We start from the raw sequence: 23,371 nt of genomic DNA, 5'->3' as shown, positions 1-23,371 counted from the left end.
CCCAGCCGGCTGGGTCGTCGGCGAGCAGCCGCGCCGGCCAGAGAGCGATCCACAGCACGCCGAGCAGGCAGAACCACACAGCAGCCAGCAGCGACCGCCGGGGAGTCGACAGGCGGTGTTGCCACCACGGGTGCCCGCGACGTCCTTGTCGGCGCTCCTCGTCTCTCACCCGTCCGTGTCTGTCAAGTGCTCCTGCGATCGCGTCCGGCTTGGCGGGAACGGACGAGGAGTCCGTCACCGCGAGGCGATCGACAGCGGGACGCTGTCCGGCCAGCGACCGCTCGCGGAACGGCCAGCGTCTCGCGTCGTGAGGGACGGGGTCCGGTCAGGGTGCCGTGACGGCCTCCTTCGGAGGTGCCCCGAAGCGGTTCGGCTCGCGGGAGTCCTGCACGTAGAAGACCAGGAGCACGATGCCCCCGATGAGGGGCACCAGGCCGATGAGGTACCACCAGCCGCTGCGGTCGGTGTCGTGCAGGCGGCGGACGGCCACGGCGATGCTCGGCAGGGCGATGGCCAGGATGAGGACGATGCTGAAGAGCCGGTACTGCCCCCACTCGACGTCGAAGATCCATGCATCCAGCGACGCGGTGATGGTGGTCGCGATGATGGCGAAGAGCCAGAACCACCAGTACTCGGAGCGGCGGGCCCGTCCGGAGAAGACGGCGTACTTGCTGAAGACGGTGCGGACGGCTTCGACGGGCGACACGGGACCACTTCCTTGCGGTCGACGACTGGACGGCGCCCCTGCACCGTGCAGGACCGGCCGCTATGACACGAACAGGGCGATCTGGGCCGGCCCTCGATGACTCGCTGGTGCCGCCGCTCATCGGACCTCCCAGTCGCCGATCGACTGCGCAACGGTCGCTCACGACATGGACCTGCCTGCGATGGCGTCGGGTCCGTGATGGTGGCGGGTCGAGCGACCAGCGACGTGCCCTCCCGTGGCGGCAGGAGCGACCGTCGACAGCTGATCGCTCTGCGGCCTTCGCGGTCTCCTGCTCCGCCGTCGATGCGGCTTGGATCGCGGCCCTCCTGCCGGACCGCCTCGGCGATGACGCGGAGGCGTAGTTCGTGGTGCTCGGCCTCGTCGTCTCGCTGGGGTGGGTCCTGCCGCGGTCGCTCACATCAGTGGCGCGGCCGCCCGACGACGAGGAGAGGCGAGCACGCGCCGCCCGTGACCGGATGACGTCCACGCAGCTCGGCGCCGCTCCCCACGACGTGACACGGAGGTCGCGGTCGATCGCGCAGCCACACCCCACACGACAGATCCATCTCGGCGATGACATCGAGGTCGCTGCCACGGACGGCCGCCGTGATGACCGCGACCTCGATGTCGCCGTCCGCACCTCCGCCTCGGGCCCTCCCCCGCCTGACCCAGGCGGGGCTTGACAGCCTCGAACAGCACCTGACACGGTCGAACACCACGCGGGCCGGCGATCTCCGGGCGTCGCCCCGCCCGACCGGGAGGTGCCGTGCTCGCCGAGGAGCGCCGCCAGGCCGTCGCCGACCTCGTGCGCGCCCGCGGCGCCGTCCGCCTCGCCGAGCTGGCCGAGGAGCTGGGCGTCTCGGAGATGACGGCGCGCCGCGACGTCGCGGAGCTCGCCGGGCGCGGCCTGCTCGACCGCGTGCACGGCGGCGCCATGGCCCTGCGGGCGCCGAGCACCGAGGAGCCCGGCTTCGCCGCCAAGTCGGGGCTGCACGTCGCGGCGAAGACGGCGGTGGCCCGCGAGGCCGCCGCGCTCGTGCCGCCCGGTTCGTCGGTGGCGCTCTCGGCCGGGACGACGACCCACCTCGCCGCAGGACTGCTCCGCGAGGTGCCCGGCCTCACCGTGGTGACGAACTCGCTGCCCGTGGCCGACCTGCTCGCCGGCGCGCCCGGCGGGGCGGAGGTGCTCCTCGTCGGGGGTCGGCCGACGCCGTCGCGCGCCCTCGTCGGCCCGGTCGCCGTCCGCGCGCTCGAGGCGGTCAACGTCGACGTCCTGCTGCTCGGCGCCCACGGCGTCGACCCCGCCCGCGGGCTGACGACGCCGACGCTGGAGGAGGCCGAGACCGACCGGGCGCTGGCCCGCGCCGCGCGCCGCGTCGTCGTCCTCGCCGACTCCTCGAAGTGGCGCGTCGTCGGCCTGGCCGCCGCGCTGCCGCTCGAGGACGTCGACGTCCTCGTCACCGACGACGGCCTCCCGCCCGCCGCCCGCGAGGAGGCCGCCGCCCGCGCGGGCCGGCTCGTCCTCGCCCCCACCGGACCCCGCCCCCGCCAGGAGGACCCCTCGTGACCCCGCCCGACCGACCCACCGCCCGGACGTCCGCCGTGCGCGGCCCCGGCACCGAGCAGCGCCTCGCCGACGGCCGCACCCTGCGCTACTACGACGACGACGGCGGCTCCGGCGCCGACCGCCCGCGCCCCGACGAGCGGCCGATGACGGAGGCCGACCGCGGCCGCGCCGGCGAGGTGCGGCAGGACCCGCTGACCGGCGACTGGGTCGCCGTGGCCGCGCACCGCATGACGCGGACCTTCCTGCCCCCGGCCGGGCAGTGCCCCCTGTGCCCCAGCGGCAGCGAGGGCTCCTCGGGGCAGCCGTCGGAGGTGCCCGCGCGGGCCTACGACGTCGCCGTCCTCGACAACCGGTTCCCCTCCTTCGCCGAGGTCGCCACGGGCCCCGACGACGGCACGCTCCTCGACGGGGAGGAGCTGTGGCCGGTCGGCCGCGCCGTCGGGCGCACCGAGGTCGTCTGCTTCTCCGACGACCACGACGCGTCCTTCGGCGACCTGGGCGTCGACCGCCTCCGGACGGTCGTGCGGGCGCTGGCGCACCGCACGGAGGAGCTGTCCGCGCTGCCGGACGTGGCGCAGGTCTTCTGCTTCGAGAACCGGGGCGAGGAGATCGGCGTCACCCTGCGCCACCCGCACGGGCAGGTCTACGCCTACCCGTTCGTGCCGCCCCGCACGCAGGCGCTGCTGCGCCGGGCCCGCGCCCACCGCGAGCGCACGGGCGGCAACCTCCTCGCCGACGTCCTCGCCGCGGAGAAGCGGGCGGGCACGCGCGTGGTCCTCGAGGCCGAGCACTGGACGGCCTACGTGCCCGCGGCGGCGCGCTGGCCCGTCGAGGTGCACCTCGCGCCGCACCGCGACGTCCCCGACCTCGCCGCGCTCGAGGACGGCGAGCGCGAGGAGCTCGCCCACGTCCAGCTCGACCTCGTGCAGCGGCTCGACCGGTTCTTCGACGAGGTCGAGCACCTGCCCTACATCTCCGGGTGGCACCAGGCCCCGACCGGCGAGGGCCGCGACCTCGGGCGCCTGCACCTGCAGGCGTTCTCGCTGCTGCGCTCGCCCGGGAAGCTCAAGTACCTGGCCGGCTCGGAGTCGGGCGTGGCCGCGTGGATCAACGACAGGACGCCCGAGGCGATCGCCGAGCGGCTGCGGGAGGTGGCCCGGTGAGCGGCACGACGGACCACACGACGGCGAGCGTGGAGACGGTGCGCGAGGAGCCCGCCCGCGGGACCGGCGTCGACCGGGTGCCCGACCCGGACCCGGCGCGCCTGCTGGCGCAGGTGCGCGAGGTCTTCGCCTCCGCGCACGGCGGCGAGCCCGCCGGCGTCTGGGCCGCCCCGGGGCGCGTGAACCTCGTCGGCGAGCACGTGGACTACGCCGGGGGCACCTCCCTGCCCCTGGCGCTGCCGCACCGCACGCTCGTCGCCGTCCGCCCCCGCGAGGACGGACGGGTGCGCCTCGTGTCGGCCTGGGCCCCGGACGAGCCGTGGGAGGGCGCGCTGGCGGACGTCCGCCCGGGCGAGGGCGGCCGCGCCGGCTCCGTGGAGGGCTGGCCCGCCTACCCGGCCGGTGTGCTGTGGGCCCTCGGCCAGGGGGCGGCGGGCAGCGGCGGGACGGGCAGCGGCGGGACGGGCAGCGGCGGGACGGGACGGGACGTGCCGGGCGTGGACCTCGCCGTCGCCTCCGACGTGCCCGTGGGCGCCGGGCTGTCGAGCTCGGCCGCGCTCACCTGCTCGACCGCCCTCGCCGTCGCCGACCTCCTGGGCCACGAGGACGACGACGCCCTGCGGGCCGACCTCGTGGCGGCCTGCGTGCGCGCGGAGAACGAGGTGGCCGGCTCACCGACGGGCGGCATGGACCAGCAGGCCTCCCTGCGCGCCCGCGCCGGTCACCTCCTGCTGCTGGACTCCGCCGACGGGTCCGTCGAGCAGGTGCCCCTCGCCCTCGAGGAGCACGGGCTCGTGCTCCTCGTCGTCGACACCCGCGCGCCCCACCGCCTCGTCGACGGGCAGTACGCGCAGCGACGGGCCGCGTGCACCCGGGCGGCCGAGCTGCTCGGGGTGCGGCACCTCGCACGGGCGGCGGGCGAGGACGGCGTCGGGCCCGTGCTCGAGCGGCTGCGGGCGGCCGGGGCGGACGACGAGGTCGTCCGCCGGGCGCGGCACGTGCTCACCGAGGAGGAGCGCACCCGCGAGGTGGTGCGGCTCCTGCGCGCCGACCGGCCCCAGGAGATCGGCCCCCTCCTCGACGGCTCCCACGCGTCCCTGCGTGACGACCACGAGGTGTCCTCCCCCGAGCTCGACGTCGTCACCGACGCCGCGCGCGAGGCGGGAGCCCTCGGCGCGCGCATGACGGGCGGCGGCTTCGGCGGCTCCGCGGTGGCCCTCGTGCGGGCCGACGGCGTCGACGCCGTCGCCGACGCCGTGGGCCGTGCGAGCGCGGACGCCGGGCACCCGCGGCCGCAGCTCGTCGCCGTCGTCGCGGCCGCCGGGGCCGAGCGGGTCGCCTGAGACGCCGGCTGCCGCGGCCGGCGGCTACCGGGCGGTCGCGGCGGCCGTGCGCGCCGACGCCGGGCCGGTACCCGCCGCGTTCACCGCCCGGACCACGGCGGTGTACCCGGCGCCGCGGCGCAGGCCGCTCGCCGTGAGCGACGTCGCGCCCTTCGGCGCGGTGAGCGTGACGTCGCGGGTGGTGCCGTTCTCCCGCACCACCACGCGGTACCCGGTGATCGCCGCACCGCCGTGCGAGCTCGGGGCCGCCCAGCGGAACGTCACGGTCGCGGCCCGGTCGCGGGTCGACCCGCTCGACGCGGACGGCGAGCGGGGCGCCGAGGGCAGCGTCCGCGGGCGGGCGACGACGTAGGCGGTGGGGGACCCGCCCTGGGCGTTGACGGCGGACACGCGGACCTCGTAGCCCAGCCCGTTGACGAGGCCGGTGACCTGCAGGGAGCGGGCCGTCGTCCTCAGCCGCTGCTCGGGCTGCCCCTTGCCGCGGACGACGACGTCGTACCGGGTGATCTGCGAGCCGCCGTGGGAGGCGGGGGGCGACCAGCTGACGACGGCCGAGCGGTCGCCGTCACGGACGGCGAGGCCGCGCGGGGCGGAGGGCTTCGTCGCCGGCCGGGCGACCACGGTCGCGGTCCACGGCCCGACGCCCGCGTCGTTGCGGGCGCGCACCCGCACCTCGTAGCCGAGGCCGTTGACGAGCCCGGTGGCCGCCCAGGTCGTCGTGCCGGGGTCGAGGACGGGGCGCTGGACCGGCTGCCCCTTCCCGCGCACCTCGACCTCGTAGCAGGTGGGACGGCCACCACCCCGGGTGGTCCCGGGCGCGGACCACGAGACGACCGCGCGGCGGTCGCTCGAGGTGACGACGGGTCGCTGGGGCGCCGCGGGCAGCACCGCGGTGCTGGCGCGCAGGAGCGCGATCGCCTCGTCCGGGTCCACGAGCCCGTACCCGGTGCCGGGGTCGCGCCCCGGGGTCGCGAGGTCGTCGGCCGTGGAGGTGAGGGCGGCGGAGACCTCGGCCGGCGTCGCCGAGGGGACGGCCGCGGCCAGGGCGGCGGCCGCCGCGGACACGTGGGGGGCCGCCATGGAGGTGCCGTCGGCGCTCGCGTACCGGTTCCCGGGGATCGTCGACACGACGTCCGAGCCGGGCGCCGCGAGGTCGGCGTGCCCGCCCTGCGACGAGTACGGCGCCCGTGCCCGGGTGCGGTCGAGGGCGGTCACGGCGAGGACGTCCGGGAGCGCGGCGGGGTAGGAGGTCGGGGACCCCTCCTGCCCCTCGTTGCCCATGGCGGCCACGACGACGACCCCGCTGCGGACGGCGTGGGCGACGGCCGCCGCCAGCACCGGGTCCCGTCCGGGACCGCCGAGGGAGAGGTTGACGACGTCGGCGCCCTGCTCCGCGGCGTAGAGCACGCCCTCGGCGATGTCGGAGGTGTAGCCCTCGCCGGCGCCGTCGAGGACGCGGACCGGGAGCACCCGAGCGCGGGCGAGGACGCCCTGGCCTCCCAGCCCGTTGCCGACGAGGGCGGCGACCGTGCCGGCCACGTGCGTGCCGTGGCCGTTCTCGTCGCGCCAGCCGTCTCCGCCGGGCCGGACGAGGTCCAGGCCGGGCAGCACCGCACCCGTGAGGTCCTGGTGCCGGCCGTCGACGCCGGTGTCGACCACCGCGACCACGGGTGCGTCCGGGGCGGCGAGCGCGCGCAGGCGCTCCGCGCCGAGGGCGTCGAGGCCCCACTGCCGGCTGCGCAGCGGGTCGGGCGCGGCGGAGGCGCTGACCCGCGCGGAGGTCGCGACCTCGCCGATGGCGCGCACGCGGGAGTCGACCGATGCGGCCTCCACGGAGGGCAGCGCCTCGAGCAGCTCGACGACGTCCACCGCCTCCGCGGGCTCCACGGGGACGCGCTCGACCGTCAGGCCGCCGTCGTCGGTCGGGACGGCGAGCGCGACGACGGCGCCGTCACCGTCCTCGACGAGGGCGTCGGCCACCTCGGCCGCCGCCCGGGCGGGCAGCTCCTCCGCGACCTCCTCCGGCAGCACGCCCTCGAGCTGCTCGACGACCGCGGTCGACGCGGCAGCGACCGCGGGCGCCGCCGTGGCCGGTGCGGCCGCCGGCAGCGCCAGGGCGGCAGCGGTGAGCAGGGTCGTGCCGGCGCGGCGTGTTCGGGTCACGCCACGGATCATCGGTCGCCCGGGCCGGGGAGTGGAGGGCTTCCGCACGAACGGCGCTGCCACCTCAGGGCGCGCTGAGCGCCGCCGGCGGGGAGGACGGGTCGGCCAGGTGGACGCGTCCGGCGAGCGTGACGGCCTCCTCGACCGGGACGCCCGCGAGCGCACGCACCCGCACCGGGGACGGCGTGGTCGGCACGCCCTCGTAGAGGTCGGCGTCCGCGCAGGGCGGGACGAGGGCCGCCAGCTCCGGCCCCGTCGGCGGCGGCGGCTCGACGCCCGCCGGGGGCTCCCACCACACGTAGGTCCTCCCCGCCACCTCGACCGCCGCGAGGCACGAGCCCGCCGCGGGCCCCGCGCCGGGGGCGGACGGCGGCGCGCCGCTGCCCGTCGGCGGCGGCGCTGCCGACGTCGACGGGGCGGGTGACGTCGACGGGGCGGGTGGTGACGCCGGTCCGCCGGCCGCGGGCGCTCCCCCGTCCCCGCAGGCCCCGCACGCGGCGGCGACGGCGAGCACGAGCACGGCCCGTCGTGCCGAGCTCCTCCCTGCCGGCCCCCTCGGCGCCGTCGCCGTCCCGCTCCCGGTCCTCATGGCGGTGGGACGCACCGCCGTCCCCACGCGGTTCCCGGCGGGGGCGTCCCGCTCGCCCAGGAGACCACCAGCCGGCGCCCACGTCCCTCACGGCCCGCGGGTGTGCCCTGGGGGCACCAGGTCGCCCGCGGACGACGACCCCGGCCCCGGGAGACGACGTGACCACCGCCACCACTGCTCCGCGCACCCGCTCGACCACCCCCCGGGCACGGCGTCCCCGGCGCCCGTCCGTGGAGGTGCGGCTGTCGGGCGACCTCGACCTGTCCGCCGCCCCGGGCCTCGCCGACCACGTCCTGGCCCTCGTCGACGGCGGCGCCGACGTCGTCCTCGACGTCTCGGCCGTCGCGTTCGTCGACTGCTGCGGGCTGACCGCGCTCGAGCGCTGCCTCGTGCTCGGCGGCGACCGGGTGCGCCTCTCGCGCAGCGGTGACGCCGTCGACGGCCTGGCCCGCCTGGTCGCCGGGCCGGCGAGCCCGCTCCGGCGGTCCGCCACGGGCCCCGTCGCCGCCTGACCGCGCCCCCGACCGCGCCCCGCCCGACCGCGCCGACCTCGTGGGGGGCCGGGACGGCTCAGCTGCGCCCGAGCTCCGCCTCGGCCGCGCCCTCGGGCAGGACGAGGAGCTTGCCCGTGGTCCGGCGGCCCTCGAGGTCCTCGTGGGCCCGGGCGGCGTCCTCCAGGGCGTAGCGCCCGCCGACCCGCACCGAGAGCCGCCCCTGCCGCGCCTCCCCGAGCACGGCGCCGGCCCGCTCGAGCAGCTCCGCGCGGGTGCGCGTGTAGGCCGCGAGCGAGGGCCGGGTCACGTAGAGGGAGCCCTTCGCGTTGAGCTGCTGCAGGTCCAGCGGCTCGACCTGCCCGCTCGCGCCGCCGAAGAGCACCATGGTGCCGCGGGGGCGCAGCGCGTCGAGGCCCTGCGCGAAGGTCGCCCGGCCCACGCCGTCGTAGACGGCCGCGACGCCCTCCCCGTCGGTGAGCTCGCGGGCCCGCGCGGCGAAGTCGTCGTACCCCAGCACCTCCTCGGCGCCGGCGCCCCGGGCGAGCTCGGCCTTCTCCGGCGTCGACGTCGTCGCGAGGACCCGACCGCCGCGCAGCACGACCATCTGGGTGAGGAGGAGGCCGACGCCGCCCGCGCCGGCGTGCACGACGACGACGTCGCCCGGCGCCACGGGGTACGTCGACGCGCAGAGGTACTGCGCGGTCAGGCCCTGGAGCATGAGCGCGGCCGCCGTCTCGGCGTCCACGCCGTCGGGCACGGGCACGGCCTCCGCGGCGTCGACGACCACGCGCTCGGCGCAGCTGCCCGGCGCCTGCTTCCAGGCCACGAGCGCGCCCTCGGCGAGGTCCGCGCCCTCGCCCGCCGCGACGACCCGGCCGGCGCCCTCCAGGCCGAGGCCGAACGGCGTCGCCACGGGGTAGGTGCCGCTGCGGTGGTAGGTGTCGATGAAGTTGACGCCCGCGGCGTCCACCTCGACGAGCACCTGGCCCGGCCCGGGCCGCGGCTCCTCGACGTCGACGACCTCCACGACCTCCGGCCCGCCCGTGCGCCGCACCTGCGCTGCTCTCATGCACCGAGCCTGCCGCGCGCGCCGCGGCCCCGCCCGGTGGGCCTCAGGCGCGGTCACCGCCGTCGGCGTCGGTCCCGGTGCCGGCGTGGGCCCGCAGCGCCTGCCCGACCACCTGCGCCGCGACGTCGCGCAGCTTGGTGTTGGTCCGCTGGCTGCGCCGGGACAGCTCGGCGAAGGCCTCCTCCGGCTCGAGCCCGAGGGCGGCGACGAGGACGCCCTTGGCCTGCTCGATGACGGCGCGCGAGCGCATCGCCTCCTGCATCTGACCGGCCTGCTCCGCCGTCGAGGTGAGCAGGGCCGCGTGCGCGAGGGCCGCCCCCGCGTACCCGGCGAAGACCCCGGCGACCTCGACGGCCTCGTCGTCGAGGACGGCGCCGCCGGTGCTGAACAGGTTGAGGGCGCCGACGACCCGGTCCGCCCAGGGGACGCCCACCGAGACGACCGACGTCACCCCCTGGCGGTGCGCGAGCGCGCTGAAGCCCGGGTAGGTGGCGTCGGCGCCCGTGTCGCGGATCCGGACGACCCCGCCGGAGCGCGCGGCGTCCATGCAGGGCCCGAAGCCGTCCTCGTACTGCCGCTCGTCGAGCGTCGCCGCGACGACACCGGCGAAGGCGGCGCTGCGGGCGCCGCCGGCCTCGTCGACGAGCGTCACCGAGAGGGCGTCCACGTCGACGAGCACCTGCGCGGCGAGGTCGCAGACCTGCTGCAGGACGTGACCCAGCGGCTGGTCGAGCGGAATCTGCCCGAGGGCGGCGAGCGCGGGGTGCGCCGCCGGGGCCGGGGCGCCCGCGCCCCCGGGGGCGGGGGCCGGCGGCGAGGGCGGGGCGGGGACGGGCGGGGTGGGCCGCGCCGGCGGCGGGGAGGAGGGCTCCGGGGCGCGGGGGCGCGGCTCGCTCGGGTCGTGCGACGACATGTGCGGTGGTCCTGCGGCCTCGTGCGCCTGCCGGCGCGCACTAGCGCTCGCCAGAGCTCGGCCAGACCCCGACGGCGGCCACGCGCGAGCTGGCGTCTCAACTCGGCGGGGCGGCGGGCGCCCCGCCTCCGCGGGCGGAGGAAAGGTACCTGTTGTCCCGCCGACCGCGGTGCACCGGCGCCCGGCTCCGGACGAGAGCACGGCCGACCGGCCCGCTCGACCGCACCGGGCACCACGCGCCCGGTCTGCCCTACTCTCCCCCTGCGCCCCCCCTCTCCCCGCTGGAGCACGACGGCGGTCACCGGACGGGACGCTGGGAGCCCGCATGAGCGGACAGCACGGACCCGACGACGCCGGTGTCGTCCTCCAGCGCGCCCACCCGTCCGGCGCCGGCGCCCCTCGGGTCGTCCTGCACGGCGACCTGGACCTCGGGGGCTGCGAGCGCTGGACGGCCGCCCTGCACGAGGCGGCCGACGCGCTCGCGGACGGCGAGGACCTCGTCGTCGACGCGCGGGACGTGCCCTTCGCCGACTGCACCGGCCTGCGCCTCCTCGAGGACGCCGCGGCCCGCGCCGGCGGGCGCCTCATCGTGCGCGCGCCCTCGAGGGCGGTGACCCGCGTCCTCGCCGCCACGGGCGGGGCGACCGCCCTCCTCGTGGAGGCGTCCGAGGACGACGGCGGGGGGAGCGCCGGCGCGCTCGTGCTGGGCTTCCGGGCCGGGAGACGGGCGGACGCCGTGGAGGTGCTCCCGCGGCGGGGCCGCGGGGGCGCCGGGCCGGACGGCGCCCGAGCGGTCGGCGCTGGAGCGGACGGCGCCCGGGCGGTGCGGGCGGCCTGCGCGCAGCTCACCGCCTGGGACGACGCCCTCGGCGACCGCGGACCCCGCCGCGTCGAGGTGCGCCTCGCGGAGGAGGAGGTCCGGCACGCCGGCACCCCCGGCCGCGTGCGCGTCGCCCTCGCCGAGCACGGGCTCGACCCGGCGCGACTGGTGCTGCTCGTGGACGCCCCGTCCGGCGACGTCCCGGCGTCGCTGCGCCCGGCGGTGGAGCGGCTGCGCGAGCTCGGCTGCGGGGTGCGCGCCGTGGACGGGTCGCCGCTGCCCTGACGGCGGCCGACGCCCGGAGCGGACCGGCTCCGACGACCTCCTCGGCCGGGTGCGTCCGCCGGCCGCGGGACCGCGCCGGTCAGCGGCTCCCCGCGGGTGGCTCGTCCTCGACGGCGCCGGCACGGGCCGCGCCCGGCCGCGCGCCCTCCACGTCCTCGGCCATGGCGTCGAGCTCGCGCAGCAGGGCGGACGCCCCGCGGGAGGACGTCCCTCGCCGGCGGGACCTCCGACCGGGCGGCGGGTCAGGGCGGCGAGGCCCGGCGGCGGACCGGTGCGGACCGGGGAAGGGCGCCCCGAGGACGTGCAGGGTGCGCGAGAGGACGGTGGGGCGGGGCGGTCGGCGCACGGGACCCCCGGGGGTGCTGCGCGGGCGCCCCCGTGGCTGGTGGCGCGGTCGTGCGGGCGGTGCTGGTCCTGCGGGCCCTGCTGGTCGGGCGGACGGTGCTCGTGCGGCGGAGCGGGTGGTGGGCCCGCCCGGGCGCTGGGCGCGCCGCGGGCGGGCCCGGCCCGGTCAGTCGAGCGCGTCCTTGATCTTGCCGACGACGCCCTCGGCGGCCCCCTTCGCCCGGCCGCCGGGCGTGCCCGGCGTCCCGGGGCCCTGCGAGCCGTCGTACGTCGCGAAGAGGTTCGGGTCCGGCGCCGGCAGCGTCCCGTCGTCGTCGGTGAGCGGCGGTGCGTCGGCGACGAACTCGATGTCGCCGTCGCCGAGCAGCGTCGGCCCCTGCGCCCACCGGCCCTCGCCCGCCGCGCTGCCGGGGTTGGGCGAGTAGAAGGCCTTGTTCCAGCGCTGGTCCTCCTCCTCGGCGTTCGAGTGCTCGACGACCTCGGAGTACCCCTCCTCGATGAGCTGCTCGATGCCGAGGAGCCACTGCTGCTGGTGCCAGGTGTCTCGCGCCAGGTTGAACTTCAGCATGGCCTTGACGCCCGGGTCGTCCGTCATGCCGTAGAGGCGCGACGTCTGGAGCCGGCCCTGCGCCTCGGCCGCCGCGTTGGCGCGGAAGTCGGCCAGCAGGTTGCCGCTGGCGACGATGTAGCCGGCGTTCCACGGCACGCCCATGCTGTTCGTCGGCATGGCGCCCCCGCCGGCCACGATGGCCTGCTGGGGGTTCTGGCCGCCCAGGGTGGCGGCGAGGACGGGGTTCGCGGCCGCGGCGGCCGCCGTGGTCTCGGCCGGGGCGCCCTCGAGGAGCCGCGCGAGCATCGTCGTGAGCATCTCGACGTGCGCGATCTCCTCCGTCCCGATGTCCATGATCATGTCCTTGTACTTGCCCGGCACGCGGCAGCTCCACCCCTGCCAGAGGTACTGCATCATCACGGTCATCTCGCCGTACTGGCCGCCCAGGATCTCCTGGAACTTCATGGCGTAGAGGGCGTCCGGCTTCTCCGGCTTCGCCTCGAACTGCAGCTCCTTGACGTGGCGGAACATCGGGCCTCCTGCGGTGCGCGAGGTACCAGGGAGCCGCGCTGCTCCAGCCCCCGCCGCGAGCCTGCCCCTCCTGCCCCGGACCCGCCCGTCGGGCGCCCTCGGCGGACGACCGTGCGCCTCCTGCGAGGGGCCGCGCGTCAGGTGTCGACGGCGCTCGGTCCGCTGCGGACCACCTCGCGCGCCAGGTCGTGCACCGACCGGCCGCACGCGGAGGCGCGGCGCTCGAGCAGCAGGAGCGCCTCGTCCTCGCCGAGGCCCTCGCGGACCATGAGGTGGCCCACCGCCATCGGCAGCACGTGGGCCGAGGGGTCCAGCACCTCGTCGAGCCGCCCCCCGAGGCGGCCGGCCTCGTCGGCGGCCAGGTCGTCGAGCGCCCGCGCCTGCAGCATGTGGGAGAGCAGGTCCGCCAGGTGGCCCACCACCGCCGTCTCGGCCGCGGAGAAGGGACGCACCCGCGAGCGGCTGAGGGCGAGCATCCCCAGCACCTGCGGGCGGTCGTCGCCGCCGCGGCCGAGGAGGGGGTGCAGCTGCAGCGTCCGCACCTGCGCCGGCGGACCGCAGGCGGCGAGCGCCGGCCACCGCACGACGGCCTCGTGCAGGTCGCCCACGCAGGTCGCCCGGGTCGTCCGGGCGACGTCGGTGCCCGGACCCTCGCCGGCCAGCCGCTCCTGCTCGGCCAGGCGCACGAGCACGGCGTCCGAGCCGCGCACGGGGTAGTGCTCGTCGCCCGTGATGAGCACGAGCGCGACGCGGTCGGCCGCGACCTCCTCGGCCACCCGCCGCGCGACCGCCACCTCGGCCACGTGCGGCGCCGGACCACCGGAGGGGCCGTGGGAGCGCTCTCTCACGTCTGCGTCCACGACGGGTCCCCCCCTCCGCGCCGCCCGTGCGACGCCCTCGGTCGCCGCCCGTCATGTGGACCGCGACTTCCCCAGCGTAGGAGCACCCGCGCGATCTGGAAGACGCGGCGGCCACCGGCACGGCGCCGGGCGCCGGGCGAGACCTCGGGCGATGATGCACCCGCAGGGGCTGGTGTACGACGTAGTGGAGGACGAGCACGGTGGAAGACCCGACCGAGGACGGCGCCTCCCCCGCCGCGCCCACCGCGAGCGCCCCGACCCGCGGGCCCCGCGGCGCCCGCGGGGAGATCCGGCGCCGCATCACCGAGGCGGCCGTGCGGTCCTTCGCCGACCACGGGTACGACGGCGCCTCGACGCGCGCCATCGCCCGCGACGCCGACTGCGACCCGGCGCTGGTGCGCTACTACTTCTCGACGAAGCAGGACCTCTTCGAGCAGGTGGTGCAGCGGCCGAGCGCCCTCGACGACCAGCTCGAGGCGATGGCGGCCCTGCCGCGCGCCGAGCGCGCCGCCTACCTGGCCGGGCTCGTCGAGCGCTGCTGGGACGACCCCGAGACGCGCGACTACTGGCGCTCCCTGCTGAGGACGGCGGCGACGGACGACGGCGTCGCCCAGCGGGTCGAGGACACCTGGTCGGAGTTCGTGGCGCTGGGCGTCGCCCGCGAGATGGCCGCCACCCGCGGGCGCAGCGACGACGCCGTCCTCGGGGCCCGCGGCCAGGACGGGCGCGGCCCGGTGCCGCCGGCCGCCGGTGCGCCCGCGGAGGGCGTCGTGGACGAGTCCGTGCCGCCGGAGGGGGTCATCGCCGTGGCGAGCATCACCGGCCTGCTGAGCGCGGTGCACCTCAGCGGCTCCCGCCGCGCCGGCTCGCTCTCCTCGACGGCGCGCTCCCAGGCGCTCACCGCCGTCCTCGAGCGCTGCTTCGACAGCCAGGGAGACGTCGTCGACGCGTGAGCGGGGCCGCCGCGCGCCCGCGGCGTGAGCGGGGCCGCCGCGCGCCCGTGGGCCGTCAGACGCCCGCCGACGGCCCGGCGAGGGACCGCTCGAGGACGTCGAAGGCCAGGTCGCCGCGCCGCGGGCGACCGAAGCGCTCGTCGCCGTAGGGGAAGGGCCGCTGCTCGCCCGTGCGCCGCCACCCCCGCCGCTCGTACCAGGCCACCAGCTCGGTGCGCTGGGTGATGACGGTCATCTCGAGCACCTGCGCGCCGAGCCTGCGGGCGTGCTCGACGGCCGCGTCGAGGACCGCGCGCCCCGTCCCGCTCCCCTGGCGCGCGGGGTCGACGGCGACCATGCCGACGTAGGCCCGTCGGGGCCCGCCCGCGGCCGGCAGGAGGCGCACGTGGCAGCAGGCGAGGAGGGCGCCGTCCTCCTCGAGCAGCAGCACCTCCGAGCCCGGCGCCCCCACGAGCTCGCCGACCGACGCCGCGTCGGTCCGCTGGCCCTCGAGGAGGTCGGCCTCGGTCGTCCACCCGCCCCGGCTGGCCTCGCCGCGGTAGGCGCGCTCGACGAGCGCCACGACCGCGGGCACGTCGTCGAGGGCGGCCGTCCGCAGCCGCGCCGTCCCGTCCGCCACGCCGCCGTCCGTCACTCCCCTGCCCGTCACACCGCCGTCCGTCACAGCGCCCCCTCAGACCCGGGCGCCGTCGGCGACCTCGGCGACGGCGGCCAGCAGGCGGTCGACGTCGTCGTGGCTCGTGTACGGCGCCACGCCGGCGCGCACCATCCCGCCGGACGCGCGGAGCGCGAGCACCTCGACGAGCTCGCGCGCGTAGTAGTCGCCGTCGCTCACGGCCACCCCGCGCGAGCCCAGCCAGCGCGAGGTCTCCCGGGGGCTCGCGCCGGCGACGCGGAAGGAGACCGTGGGCGTGCGGCGGGCGGGCGCGCCGACGACCGTGACGGCGTCCGTGCCCGTCAGCCCGTCGAGGAGGCGGGCGAACACCCGCTCCTCGCTCGCCTCGAGGGCGGCCGCGGAGCGGACCACGCGGGTGCGGCGGTCGTCGTCGGGGCCGCCGGGCACCAGGCCGGCGAGGAGGTCGACCGCCGCGGTCGCGCCCGGCATGAGCTCGAAGGGCGGGGTGCCGTGCTCGAAGCGCAGCGGCACCTCGTCCGAGGCGGGCACGAGCTTGTCCGGCTGGAGCCCCTCGAGGAGGACGGGGTCCGCCACGACGGCCGCCATGTGCGGGCCCATGAGCTTGTACAGCGACAGCGCGTAGAGGTCGGCGCCCAGCTCGGCGACGTCGACGGGCGCGTGGGGCGTCAGGTGCACGCCGTCGACGTAGGAGGTGGCTCCCACGGCGTCCGCCGCGGCGGTGATCGCGGCGACGTCCGGGCGGGTGCCGAGGGCGTTGCTCGCGCCGGTGACAGCGACGAGCCGGGTGCGGTCCGTGACCGCCGCGAGCGGCTCGACCAGCTCGCCCGTCGCGGGGTCGACGTCCACCCAGCGCACCGACGCACCGGCCCGCGCCGCCGCCTGCACCCAGGGGCGCACGTTCGCGTCGTGGTCGAGCCGCGTGAGGACGACCTCGTCGCCCTCGCCCCAGCCCTTGGCGAGCGCGCCCGCCATGACGTACGTCAGGTGCGTCATCGACGGGCCGAGGACGACGCCCTCGGGGACGCCGCCGACGAGGTCGGCCACCGCGTGGCGGGCCGCCGCCACGGCCTCCTCGGCCCGGCGGCTGGCGTGGTGCGGCCCGTGCCGGTTGGAGACGGCGGAGCCGAGCATCGCGCCGACGGCGTCCGCCACCGGCGCCGGCACCTGCGTGCCGCCGGGGCCGTCGAAGAAGGCGATGCCCTCGCCCAGGGCGGGCACCTGCGCGCGCAGGCCGTCGAGGTCGAGGGGCGGTGCGGTGCTCGTGTCACTCACGCCCGCCACCCTGGCACCGGGGCCGGGCCGGGGCAGCCCCGACGCGCGGCCGTCGCGCCACCGCCGGTCGGTGCCGCCCTCGGCCTCAGCCGAGCACGAGCCGCGGCTGGTACAGGTCCAGCCAGACGCCGAGGCCGAGGACCCGCTCCACGCCGGCGCGCACGCCGAGGGGGGTCTCGGCCGGGTCCTGCCGCACGACGTCGCGCAGCCACCCGTCGTCGACGAGCTCGAGGACGGGGTGGCCCTCGGCGAGCAGGTCGGCGCCCTGCTGCAGCAGCGCGCGGGTGTAGTCGTGGTCGGGGTTGGCCGGGTACGGCAGCTTGCGCCGCTCGCGCACCGAGGCCGGCAGGAGGTCGCCCGCCGCACCGCGCAGGAGGCTCTTCTCGTGGCCGTCGTAGCTCTTCAGCGCCCACGGGACGTTGTAGACGTACTCGACGAGCCGGTGGTCGCAGAAGGGGACGCGCACCTCCAGGCCCACGGCCATGCTCAGGCGGTCCTTGCGCTCCAGCAGCGAGCGCTCGATGCGGGTGACCGCGAGGTAGGACATCACCCGGTAGCGCCGCTCCTGCTCGCCCTCCCCGTCGAGGTGCCCCACCTCGGCGACGGCGGAGGCGTACTGGGCGTCGACGAAGGCCGGCAGGTCCAGCGCCGCCCGCAGGTCGCCGCTGAGCCGCGAGGACAGCTGCGCCTGCGAGCGCCGGACGAGCACCTCCATCCACGGGAAGCTGTCGTGCGCCCGCCGCTCGGGGTGGGTGAACCACTCGTAGCCGCCGAAGAGCTCGTCGGCGCCCTCCCCGGACAGCGCCACCGTGGAGTGCTCGCGGATGGCCCTGAAGAGCAGGTACATCGAGGAGTCGATGTCGCCCCACGTGACGGGGCTGTCGCGGGACGCGATGACCGCGCGGCGGACCGACGGGTCGGCCATGGCCAGGTGGTCGAGGACGATGCGCTCGTGGCGCGTGCCGACGTGCTCGGCCACCTCCGTGGCGAAGGGGCTGTCCGGCGTGGCGCCCTCCCCGTCCCCCTCACCGACGAAGTCGACGGCGAAGCTGCGCACCTGCTCGCCCCGTGCGGCGAGCGCCTTCGCGGCCAGCGCCGTCAGCACGCTGGAGTCGAGCCCGCCCGACAGCAGGGTGCAGCGGGGGACGTCGGAGACGGTCTGGTGCGCGACGACGTCCTCGAGCAGCCCGCGGACGGTCTCGAGCGTGGTCGGCAGGTCGTCGGTGTGGGGCCGGGTCGCGAGCGTCCAGTAGCGGTGCTCGCGCAGGCCGTCGCGGTCGACGACGACGAGCCCCCCGGGGAGCACCTCGCGCATGCCCCGCCACAGCGACGCGCCCGGCGGCACGGCGAGGCTGAGCATCGACCGCATCCCGTCCAGGTCGACCGTGCGGTCCCCCAGGGGGTTGGCGAGCAGCGCCTTGGACTCCGAGCCGAAGAGGACGCCGTCCGGCGTCTCGGCGTAGTAGAGGGGCTTGATGCCGAGCCGGTCACGGACGAGCACGAGGCGCTCGACCCGGCCGTCCCAGATCGCCGAGGCGAACATGCCGTCGAGGTGCTCGGCGACGGCCTCGCCCCACTCCAGGTACCCGTGGAGGACCACCTCGGTGTCGCTGCGCGTGCGGAAGCGGTGCCCGCGGCGGACGAGCTCGGCCCGCAGGTCCTCGAAGCCGTACACCTCACCGCTGTGCAGGAGCACGACCTCGCCGTCGTCGGTGCGCACCGACATCGGCTGGGCGCCGCCCTCGACGTCGATGACGGCCAGCCGGCGGTGCCCGAGCGCCGCGTGGCGCTCGACGTGCAGGCCCTCGGCGTCCGGTCCCCGGCATGCCATGGTCGCCGTCATGGCCTCCGCGTCGGCGCGGTGCCCCGGCTCCCCCAGGTCCCGCTCGAAGGACACCCAGCCGGTGATGCCGCACATGGTCCGCTCTCCTCCCGGCCGGCGCGTGCGCGCCGGGCCGCGGGCCAGGCTAGGCACGCCGGACGCGGTGCGGCACTGCGACATCGAGGCTGCGGTCAGGCCGTCGGTTCCGGGGGCACCTCGGGCGGCACGACCTCCGGACCCGCCTCCGGCGGGCGGGGGCCGTCCTGCGGGTGGAGCCGGACGGCGAGGAGCGCGACGTCGTCGTGGCTCGCCTCCGGGCGCAGCCGCTCGAGGAGCTCGTCGAGCACCTCCTCGAGCGGCAGGTGCGCGACGTCGGACAGCTCGCGCCGCAGGCGCGCCAGGCCCTGCTGCAGGCCCTGGTCGCGGCGCTCGACGAGCCCGTCGGTGTAGAGCAGCAGCGTGCTGCCGCGGTCGACGACGGCGGTGCCCTCGTGGCGCCGGGTGTCGGGCAGGATCCCGAGCAGGAGGTCGGTGCGGGCCGCCAGCAGCTGGTGCACCTCGCCGTCGGGCGTCGCGAGCATGGGCGGCGGGTGCCCCGCGTTGGACCACCGCAGGCGGGTCAGGCCCTCGGCGCGCATGTCCGGCGTCTGCTCCACGCGCACGACGACGGCGGTCGCCGTCGTCTCCAGCAGGAGGCCCTCCATCGCCGCGTCGAGGCCGGCCAGGGTCTCCGCCGGGCCGGCGCCGTGGTGGAAGGCGATGCCGCGCAGCAGCCCGCGGAGCTGGCCCATCGCCGCGGCCGCGGCCGTGTCGTGGCCGACGACGTCGCCGATGACGACGACCGTGTCGCCGTCGCGCTGGAGGAAGGCGTCGTACCAGTCGCCGCCCACGCGCGCGGCCTCCGCCGCCGGCACGTAGCGCACGGCGATCTCGGTGTGGTCGGGCGCCGGCGGCGCCGTCAGGAGGCTGCGCTGCAGCTCCTCCGCCAGCGACAGCTGGGCCCGGTACAGGCGCGCGTTGTCGAGGCCGACGCCCGCGCGCTCAGCGAGCTGGCGGGCCACCGCCATGTCCTCCTCGCCCGGACCGCCGCGCCCCTCGCCGCGGAAGACGGTGAGGACGCCGAGCGTCCGCCCGCGGGCCACGAGCGGCACGATCGCCGCCCAGCGCGGGGCGAGGGTCGCCAGGACCTCGGCCGCGCGACCCGGGCGCAGGATGCGGGCGATGGACGCGTGGGCGGGCTCGGGCACCTCCACCAGGCGCCCCTCGGCGAGCGCGCGGTCGAGGTAGCTCGCGTCCTCGAGCGCCTCCAGCCGGTGCCGGGCGTAGACCTCGACGAGCGGGCGCAGCTCCTCCTCGGCGTGCCACCACCCGACGTCCTGCAGGCGCCCGTCGTCGCGCACGAGGGTGACGACGGACCAGTCCGCGAGGAGGGGCACGACGAGCTGGGCGAGGCGCGCCACCGCCGCCTCGGGGTCCAGCGTCGCGGCGAGCTCGGCGCTGACGCGGGAGAGCACCTCGCGCCGCGCCGCCTCCTGCACCTCGCGCTCCTGCAGGGCCCGGCGCTCGGTGACGTCGGTGAAGTAGACCGAGAGCCCGTCGTCGACGGGGAAGGCGCGGACCTCGTACCAGCGGTCGAGCGGCGCGGGGTAGTGCGCCTCGAAGACCCGCGGGCGCCCCTCGGCGACGGCGCCGCGGTACTCGACGTCGAAGGGGCTGCCCGGCGCGGCCGGGAAGAGCTCCCACACGACGCCGCCGAGGAGCTCGTCGCGCCGGAGCCCCAGCAGCCGCTCGGCCTCGGCGTTGACGTAGGTGAAGCGCCACTCGCGGTCGAGGGAGAAGAACGCCGCCGACATCGACTCGAGGACGCGCCGCACGCCCGCCTCGGCCGACTGGACGTCGGTGACGTCGTAGGCGGCGCCCAGCAGGCGCAGCCGCCCGTCGCCGCCGTGCAGCGCCCGGCCGCGCGCGGAGATCCACCGCACCACCCCGCCGGGGAGGACGATGCGGTACTCGGAGGCGAAGTCGCCGACCGCCTCGACGGCGGCCGTGACGTCCGCCATGACGCGCTCCCGGTCCTCCGGGTGCAGGCGCGCCTCGAAGTCGGCGAGGGAGCGGCCGAAGGTGGCCGGGTCGTAGCCGAAGATGGCGATGAGGCGGTCGTCCCACTCCAGGTGCGACGTCGCCACGTCGAGGTCGAAGCCGCCGACGCCGGCGGCCTCGATGGCGAGGCCCCACCGCAGCCGGCTGCTCTCGAGCTCGCTGGCGAGGTCCCCGCGCTCGCCCTCGGTGACGACGGCGGCCGCCAGCTCGACGAGCACCGCGACCTCGTCCTCGGTCCAGGGGCGCGGTGCCGTGCTGTGGACGGCGAGGGCCCCGACCGGTCGGCCGGCGGCCAGGAGCGGCACCGCGAGCAGCGCGCCCACGTCACCCGCCAGGACCTCGGGCGCGGCGGCGGTCCGGGGGTCGAGGACGGCGTCGGGGACGACGAGGGGGCCGTCGACGGCGGCTGCGAGCAGCGCGTCCGCGCGCAGGTCGGCGGGGTCGGCGTGCAGCCGCACGCCGTCGGCCGCGAGCACGCGGCGGGCCAGCCCGGCGAGCCGCTCGCGCGGGGTGGGGCCCTCGGCCCCCGGGGAGCCCGCAGGCGACGTCGGCGTCGTCATCGGCCCTCCTCGCTCGTCGGCCGCCCGTCATCCTGCCCGACCGCGGGCGCTGCGGAGGCCGCCGCGCTAGGTCCGCCGCGGGAGGACGCCGGCCCTGACCTCGACGTGCCCGCGGGCGAGGCTGGCCGAGCGGACGTCGTCGAGCTCCTCCTCGACGGCCCGCCAGGGGCGCGCGGCGACGTCCACGCCCCCGAGCGCGCAGGCGGCCCGCGACGCCAGGCGCAGCGGCAGCGCCCCGCGCGCCACCGTGGTGTCGACGACGGCCGCGCGGGCCCCGGACCGGGCCGCCTCGAGGGCCGTGGCCCACGCCCGCCGCCAGTCCGGCATGAGCGAGAGGCTGTACGGAGCCAGCACCGCGTCGGCGGGCCCGCCGAGGGCGTCCCGCAGGCGCGCGGCCGGCACCCGCTGCGCGTCGGCCCGCAGGAGGCGGACCCGGTCGGGGCCGAGACGGGCGGCGCGTCGGCGCGCGGCGCCGAGCATGCTCGCACTCGCGTCGAGCCCGAGCACCACGCCGCGGGGCCCGGCGGCGGCGAGGAGGGCCGGCAGGTCCGGGCCGGTGCCGCAGCCGACGACGAGCACCCTCGCGCCCGGTTCCACGTGGATCATCTCCACCGCGACCTCGCGGCCGGGGGCGTACAGCGGCTCGGCGGAGACGAGGTCGTACCAGCGGCCGAGGAGGGCGTAGCGCGCGCGCCCTGCGTCCGGTGCGGCCACGAGCGCCTCCTCGGGTCGGGTGCCGCTCGCGCGGCCGGTGCCTCCGACGCCGTGGGTGAGGGGGGCGCGCGGCGGGCCCCAGCCTGCCGCCCGGCGCCCGCGCCGTCACGACGAGCGCTCCGGGAGGTCGTCCGCGAGACTGACGTCCCGACTCGTGGACGTCCCTCGACCTCCCGTCGGCGGGAGCGACGACGGCGCCGCGGCGCCCGGAGGGAGAGCGAGCGTGACGCCACCGTCCCAGCGCTTCGAGGACCATCCGCTCGACGTGCCCCGGGACGACCCCGACCCCGCCGCGCGGACCTGGCCGGCGGGCTCGCGGCTCGACGACGCCGACGCGGCGACCGCGTGGGACCTCCTCGTCGTCGGCGGCGGGACGGCGGGGCTCGTGGGCGCGCAGACGGCCGCGGCCCTGGGAGCCCGGGTGCTGCTCGTCGAGCGCGACCGCACGGGCGGGGAGTGCCTGTGGTCCGGCTGCGTGCCGTCCAAGGCGCTGCTCGCGGCCGCCGCCGCGGCCGCGGACGCACGCCGCGCGCACCGGCTGGGCGTGCGGGCCGAGGTCTGCGTCGACTTCCCCGCCGTCATGGCGCACGTGCGCGCGGCGGTCGAGGAGATCCGGCCGGTCGACGCCCCGGAGGCGCTCGAGGCCGCCGGGGTCCGCGCCGTCCGGGGCACGGTGCGCCTCACCGGCCCGACCACCGCCGCGGTGGACGGCCGGGAGGTGCGCTTCGCGCGCGCCCTCCTGGCCACCGGCTCGCAGCCCGCCGTCCTCACGCTGCCCGGCACCGACGGCGCCGCACCCCTCGTGCCCGACGACGTGTGGGACCTCGACGAGCTCCCCGACCGCCTCGCCGTCGTCGGCGGGGGCACCACGGGCGCCGAGATGGCCCAGGCCTTCGCCCGGCTCGGGTCGCGCGTCGTCCTCGTCGAGGCCGGCCCCCGCCTCCTGCCCGGCGAGGACGCCGACGCCGCGGCCGTCGTCGCGGACGCCCTGCGCGCCGACGGCGTCGACGTGCGCACCGGCGCCCGGGCCTCCTCGGTCCAGCCCGGCGCCGGCGGCGCGGGGTCGCTCGTCCTGGCCGACGGCACCGAGATCCCCTACGACCGCCTGCTCCTCGCCGGCCCGCGCCGCCCCCGGCTCGAGGGCCTCGGGCTGCGCGCGGCCGGCGTCGAGGTGGGCGACGACGGACGGCTCGTCCTCGACGGGCTGCGGACCACCAGCCCGCGCGTCTGGGCCGCCGGCGACGTCACGGGCGAGGACACCTACACCCACACGGCGGGCGTGCGCGGGTCGGACGCCGCCGTCGCCGCGGTGCTCGGCCTGCCCCGGCGCCCCAGCCGCGTGGTCCCCCGCGTCACCTTCACCGACCCCGAGCTCGCCGCCGTCGGCGAGCCCACGACGGGCGCACGACCGGGACGGCGCGTGCTGCACCAGGCGCACGACCACGTCGACCGCGCCGTCGCCGAGGGCCGGACCGAGGGCTTCACGCGCGTCGTCGTCGACCGCCGCGGGCGGGTGCGCGGCGCCACCGTCGTCGGCCCCCGCGCCGGCGAGGTGCTCGCCGAGCTCACCGCCGCCGTCGTCGACGGGACGACGACCAGCGTCCTCGTCGCCCGCACCCACCCCTACCCCACGTACGGCGACGGGCCGTGGAACGCGGCGATCGCGGACTACCGCCGCTGGCTCGGCACCGCCCCGGTGCGGGCGGTGACGGGGGCGCTCGTCGCCGTCCGGCGGCGGCTGCCCGTGCGGGGCTGAGCCCACCGCGCGTCCGGGCGGGTCCGCGCGTCCGGGCGGGTCCGCGCGTCCGGGCGGGTCCGCGGGCGGGGTCGCGCGCGCTCCGGCACTGGCTCGGCGCTCTGCGGTCGGGAAGCGCTGGGGTCAGGGCGCCGGCCTGACGTGCTCTCCGCGCGCACG

At 78.1% G+C, this 23,371-nt stretch carries 19 protein-coding genes; 7 read left to right on the top strand and 12 right to left on the bottom strand.

Annotated elements, in window-relative coordinates:
• Nucleotides 1-325: 325 nt before the first annotated feature.
• Complete coding sequence (locus tag WDV85_RS11590) at nucleotides 326-706, bottom strand: DUF805 domain-containing protein (RefSeq protein WP_339570753.1); 381 nt, start codon at nucleotides 704-706, stop codon at nucleotides 326-328.
• Between the two features lie 766 nt (nucleotides 707-1,472).
• Between WDV85_RS11590 and WDV85_RS11585 the strand changes: the two genes are divergently transcribed.
• The 3 genes from WDV85_RS11585 to galK are packed head-to-tail and all read left to right on the top strand — an operon-like array spanning nucleotide 1,473 to nucleotide 4,779.
• Nucleotides 1,473-2,273: a DeoR/GlpR family DNA-binding transcription regulator gene (locus WDV85_RS11585; protein WP_339570752.1), complete on the top strand. Its 801-nt coding sequence runs from the start codon at nucleotides 1,473-1,475 to the stop codon at nucleotides 2,271-2,273.
• Nucleotides 2,270-3,436, top strand: coding sequence for a galactose-1-phosphate uridylyltransferase (galT, locus tag WDV85_RS11580; protein ID WP_339570751.1), 1,167 nt, complete (start codon nucleotides 2,270-2,272; stop codon nucleotides 3,434-3,436). Before WDV85_RS11585 ends, galT begins: the two co-directional genes overlap by 4 nt.
• On the top strand, nucleotides 3,433-4,779 hold the full coding sequence (gene galK / locus WDV85_RS11575; protein ID WP_339570750.1) for a galactokinase: 1,347 nt from the start codon (nucleotides 3,433-3,435) through the stop codon (nucleotides 4,777-4,779). The genes galT and galK overlap by 4 nt, the downstream gene beginning before the upstream one ends.
• Before the next feature lie 24 nt (nucleotides 4,780-4,803).
• Here the strand turns inward: galK and WDV85_RS11570 are convergent, their stop codons facing one another.
• Together WDV85_RS11570 and WDV85_RS11565 are read right to left on the bottom strand one after the other, a co-directional pair.
• On the bottom strand, nucleotides 4,804-6,942 hold the full coding sequence (locus tag WDV85_RS11570; protein WP_339570749.1) for a S8 family serine peptidase: 2,139 nt from the start codon (nucleotides 6,940-6,942) through the stop codon (nucleotides 4,804-4,806).
• A gap of 64 nt (nucleotides 6,943-7,006) precedes the next feature.
• Complete coding sequence (locus WDV85_RS11565) at nucleotides 7,007-7,462, bottom strand: hypothetical protein (RefSeq protein WP_339570748.1); 456 nt, start codon at nucleotides 7,460-7,462, stop codon at nucleotides 7,007-7,009.
• A gap of 227 nt (nucleotides 7,463-7,689) precedes the next feature.
• Between WDV85_RS11565 and WDV85_RS11560 the strand changes: the two genes are divergently transcribed.
• Nucleotides 7,690-8,043 carry an STAS domain-containing protein gene (locus WDV85_RS11560; RefSeq protein ID WP_339570747.1) on the top strand — a complete coding sequence of 118 codons (354 nt, stop codon included), beginning with the start codon at nucleotides 7,690-7,692 and terminating at the stop codon, nucleotides 8,041-8,043.
• A gap of 58 nt (nucleotides 8,044-8,101) precedes the next feature.
• Here the strand turns inward: WDV85_RS11560 and WDV85_RS11555 are convergent, their stop codons facing one another.
• On the bottom strand, nucleotides 8,102-9,094 hold the full coding sequence (locus WDV85_RS11555) for a quinone oxidoreductase family protein (RefSeq protein ID WP_339570746.1): 993 nt from the start codon (nucleotides 9,092-9,094) through the stop codon (nucleotides 8,102-8,104).
• Between the two features lie 43 nt (nucleotides 9,095-9,137).
• The gene (locus tag WDV85_RS11550; protein WP_339570745.1) at nucleotides 9,138-10,007 is read right to left on the bottom strand and encodes a GAF and ANTAR domain-containing protein; all 870 of its coding nucleotides are present in this window, start codon (nucleotides 10,005-10,007) and stop codon (nucleotides 9,138-9,140) included.
• A gap of 325 nt (nucleotides 10,008-10,332) precedes the next feature.
• Between WDV85_RS11550 and WDV85_RS11545 the strand changes: the two genes are divergently transcribed.
• Complete coding sequence (locus WDV85_RS11545) at nucleotides 10,333-11,112, top strand: STAS domain-containing protein (protein ID WP_339570744.1); 780 nt, start codon at nucleotides 10,333-10,335, stop codon at nucleotides 11,110-11,112.
• A gap of 511 nt (nucleotides 11,113-11,623) precedes the next feature.
• Here WDV85_RS11545 and WDV85_RS11540 read toward each other — a convergent pair.
• Nucleotides 11,624-12,538 (bottom strand): manganese catalase family protein, encoded by a 915-nt coding sequence (locus WDV85_RS11540; protein WP_339570743.1) that lies wholly within the window; start codon nucleotides 12,536-12,538, stop codon nucleotides 11,624-11,626.
• Nucleotides 12,539-12,675: 137 nt separating this feature from the next.
• Nucleotides 12,676-13,386 carry a GAF and ANTAR domain-containing protein gene (locus tag WDV85_RS11535; protein ID WP_339570742.1) on the bottom strand — a complete coding sequence of 237 codons (711 nt, stop codon included), beginning with the start codon at nucleotides 13,384-13,386 and terminating at the stop codon, nucleotides 12,676-12,678.
• 212 nt (nucleotides 13,387-13,598) lie between these two features.
• Between WDV85_RS11535 and WDV85_RS11530 the strand changes: the two genes are divergently transcribed.
• Nucleotides 13,599-14,351 carry a TetR/AcrR family transcriptional regulator gene (locus WDV85_RS11530; protein ID WP_339570741.1) on the top strand — a complete coding sequence of 251 codons (753 nt, stop codon included), beginning with the start codon at nucleotides 13,599-13,601 and terminating at the stop codon, nucleotides 14,349-14,351.
• A gap of 55 nt (nucleotides 14,352-14,406) precedes the next feature.
• Here the strand turns inward: WDV85_RS11530 and WDV85_RS11525 are convergent, their stop codons facing one another.
• From WDV85_RS11525 to WDV85_RS11505, 5 genes are all read right to left on the bottom strand, one after another.
• Complete coding sequence (locus WDV85_RS11525) at nucleotides 14,407-15,015, bottom strand: GNAT family N-acetyltransferase (protein WP_339570740.1); 609 nt, start codon at nucleotides 15,013-15,015, stop codon at nucleotides 14,407-14,409.
• Nucleotides 15,016-15,024: 9 nt separating this feature from the next.
• Nucleotides 15,025-16,260, bottom strand: a complete 1,236-nt coding sequence (locus WDV85_RS11520; protein ID WP_339570739.1) for a cysteine desulfurase-like protein — start codon at nucleotides 16,258-16,260, stop codon at nucleotides 15,025-15,027.
• Nucleotides 16,261-16,345: 85 nt separating this feature from the next.
• Nucleotides 16,346-18,178, bottom strand: a complete 1,833-nt coding sequence (gene asnB / locus WDV85_RS11515; protein WP_339570738.1) for an asparagine synthase (glutamine-hydrolyzing) — start codon at nucleotides 18,176-18,178, stop codon at nucleotides 16,346-16,348.
• 95 nt (nucleotides 18,179-18,273) lie between these two features.
• Entirely contained in the window at nucleotides 18,274-20,742 is a 2,469-nt protein-coding gene (locus tag WDV85_RS11510; RefSeq protein ID WP_339570737.1) for a SpoIIE family protein phosphatase, read from the bottom strand.
• 66 nt (nucleotides 20,743-20,808) lie between these two features.
• A complete protein-coding gene (locus tag WDV85_RS11505; RefSeq protein ID WP_339570736.1) occupies nucleotides 20,809-21,456 on the bottom strand; it encodes a class I SAM-dependent methyltransferase in 648 nt (215 codons plus the stop codon).
• Between the two features lie 223 nt (nucleotides 21,457-21,679).
• Here WDV85_RS11505 and WDV85_RS11500 point away from each other — a divergent pair, with 223 nt between their 5' ends.
• The gene (locus tag WDV85_RS11500; protein ID WP_339570735.1) at nucleotides 21,680-23,212 is read left to right on the top strand and encodes a dihydrolipoyl dehydrogenase family protein; all 1,533 of its coding nucleotides are present in this window, start codon (nucleotides 21,680-21,682) and stop codon (nucleotides 23,210-23,212) included.
• Nucleotides 23,213-23,371 lie beyond the last annotated feature (159 nt).

It is taken from the genome of Pseudokineococcus sp. 5B2Z-1 (genome assembly GCF_037482305.1).
Taxonomy (GTDB): domain Bacteria; phylum Actinomycetota; class Actinomycetes; order Actinomycetales; family Quadrisphaeraceae; genus Pseudokineococcus.
This window is presented reverse-complemented; position numbering and strand designations above follow the sequence as displayed.

Excerpts from the sequence above, each read along its gene's own strand:
- asnB (WP_339570738.1), bottom strand. The coding sequence starts at position 18,178 with ATGTGCGGCATCACCGGCTGGGTGTCCTTCGAGCGGGACCTGGGGGAG.
- WDV85_RS11555 (WP_339570746.1), bottom strand. The coding sequence starts at position 9,094 with ATGAGAGCAGCGCAGGTGCGGCGCACGGGCGGGCCGGAGGTCGTGGAG.
- WDV85_RS11550 (WP_339570745.1), bottom strand. The coding sequence starts at position 10,007 with ATGTCGTCGCACGACCCGAGCGAGCCGCGCCCCCGCGCCCCGGAGCCC.
- WDV85_RS11510 (WP_339570737.1), bottom strand. The coding sequence starts at position 20,742 with ATGACGACGCCGACGTCGCCTGCGGGCTCCCCGGGGGCCGAGGGCCCC.
- WDV85_RS11545 (WP_339570744.1), top strand. The coding sequence starts at position 10,333 with ATGAGCGGACAGCACGGACCCGACGACGCCGGTGTCGTCCTCCAGCGC.
- WDV85_RS11540 (WP_339570743.1), bottom strand. The coding sequence starts at position 12,538 with ATGTTCCGCCACGTCAAGGAGCTGCAGTTCGAGGCGAAGCCGGAGAAG.